Source organism: Mesorhizobium kowhaii, assembly GCF_042431665.1.
Taxonomy (GTDB): domain Bacteria; phylum Pseudomonadota; class Alphaproteobacteria; order Rhizobiales; family Rhizobiaceae; genus Mesorhizobium; species Mesorhizobium kowhaii.
The window spans coordinates 1-2,008 of sequence record NZ_JBHLYT010000178.1; the positions used below are offsets into that span (position 1 = coordinate 1).

Here is a 2,008-nt window from a genome sequence, read left to right on the forward strand (position 1 = left end):
TGCTCGGTTCACCGTCACAACATCCGATAGGAGCCGTATGCGGTAGTGCCGCACGTACGGATCTGGCCGGGGGGCGATGGGCAACCATCGTCCCTACCGGGACCAATTGGAGCGATGGCTCGCGATTTTAGTCGGGAAGTTCGGCAGGAGCCGCCCACCCAGGCTGGTAGTATCGTGACCAGCCGTTTTTCAATACTCACTCAAATCCGATTAAGAAAACGAGCAGTTGCATCTCATGTTTCGGGCTCGCCAATTCCCCACTCTAGCAGATACGTGCGATTACCTAAAAAGCCTGAACAAACCCAGCGTGGCACAACTGCTTGCAGCGACGAAAGGAAGGGGAGCGGTCGCCGTTCAGCCCAGGTCCGGCGTCGGTGGCCACGACGAGATGCTGACGCTTCTGTCTAGGATCGAGGATGAAGGCAATCCGGATATTTTGACTCTCACCATAGATTCCTATTCCCGGCTTGGAATGTTTGATCACGCCAGCCGTATACTCCGCACGAACCCTGAGGCACTAAACGGGTACCCGCTGGTGGCTCACGGTTGGCGCAAAGGACGCGCTCTTAACGAGCGAACGAAGCAGCCCCTCGACATTCGACACGGCTCACCGATCGCCGACCATCTATTCGAGACTGCGATTGCTTCTGGAATTACGTCCTTCGAGGGAGGCGGTCTCAGTTACAATCTGCCCTACGCAAAGAAAGTGCCACTTGAAGACTCAATCGCGTCCTGGAGAAGAATTGACCGCACTTGCGGAGAGCTAGCCGCCCACGGCATCATCGTATCGCGCGAGATGTTCGGCACCCTTACAGCGGTCCTCATTCCTCCTTCCACATCGCTGGCTATCTCTTTTCTTGAGGCTATCAGCGCCGCACGCGACGGAGTAAAGTGTTTACTGATCGCCTATCCTCAAGGGGGCAATACGCTACAGGATGTTGCGGCTTTGCGGTCTATCGAGACGCTGGCACGACGATATTTGCCGCCCGGGCAGTGCGTTTATCCCGTTCTGCATCAGTACATGGGACCGTTCCCGCGGGACAAGGCAAAGGCAAGCGCTCTTATTCTGCTCGGCGGATTGGTCGCGGGGCTGGGGGGCGCCACAAAGGTCGTCACAAAGACCTATGAAGAGGCAGTCGGTATCCCAACGGTGGAGGCAAACGTAGACGGTATCCGCATAACCAGATGCGCTCTGGCGAAAATGTTCGACTTCATCAAACTCGACGAATCGTCAGTTACAGAAGAGATGCATTGGATCGAGCGCGAAGTTATTGAGCTTGTGGATCCGATTGTTGAGTCTATTGATGTTCACAAAGCTGTAGTGGAGTCGTTCAAAGAAGGTCGACTCGATGTGCCCTTCAGCCCCAGTGTTTTCACGCGGGGGGACGTTATTCCAATTCGAGATCCAGAGGGAGCCATTCGCTACCTCTCCTGTGGTGGCCTTCCTTTCTCGGATAGAAGTCGGCGACGCAATCGCGAGAAGTTGGGCGAGACTGCGCCCCCCCCCCATGAACAGTTTCGAGAGATCGCAAATAATGTACACTTTTTTGCAGATCAATCCGATATATATCTCCCTTAAGGCGCGTTTCTGCCGCTTCGTCCTCGTCGCCCATGAAGTAAGCGTGGCCGCACTTCAAAATTTGCGCTTCGCAAGTTATACTTACTTCCGCGTTTATTGTGAACTGGGGCTCATAAGCACTCCTGTGGCCGCGGACCCCGTGCCGGTGGGCCGATCCTCTAAAGCAGGGCAAGCATGATGGAGGATGGCCCTCCGGGATCGGCTTTCAGGAGCGGGTCTCAAACCAGTCCGAGCTGCTGCGGTAAAGAGCCGTGGTGGTGAGCGTCGGATGAAACGTTCGGACGAGATCCGAGCAGGTGAATGTCCAAAAGACGAACGAAAGTGAACGGTTCCGTCGCAAACTTTTCGGAAAGGTCATTGCTGCATGACGGCTGCTCCTGCTTTCCGGGAGTTTGTCATGTTCAAGGGCCGCCATTTTGATCGATCCGT

2 protein-coding genes are annotated in these 2,008 nt (G+C 55.2%); one reads left to right on the top strand and one right to left on the bottom strand.

The genetic code is table 11. The features are described 5' to 3' along the window. Window positions 1-307: 307 nt before the first annotated feature. A complete protein-coding gene (locus ACFFNA_RS38970) occupies window positions 308-1,579 on the top strand; it encodes a hypothetical protein (protein WP_378925581.1) in 1,272 nt (423 codons plus the stop codon). Window positions 1,580-1,784: 205 nt separating this feature from the next. Here the strand turns inward: ACFFNA_RS38970 and ACFFNA_RS38975 are convergent. Further along, on the bottom strand, window positions 1,785-2,008 hold a 224-nt coding region (locus tag ACFFNA_RS38975), incomplete at its 5' end, for a hypothetical protein (protein ID WP_446685995.1).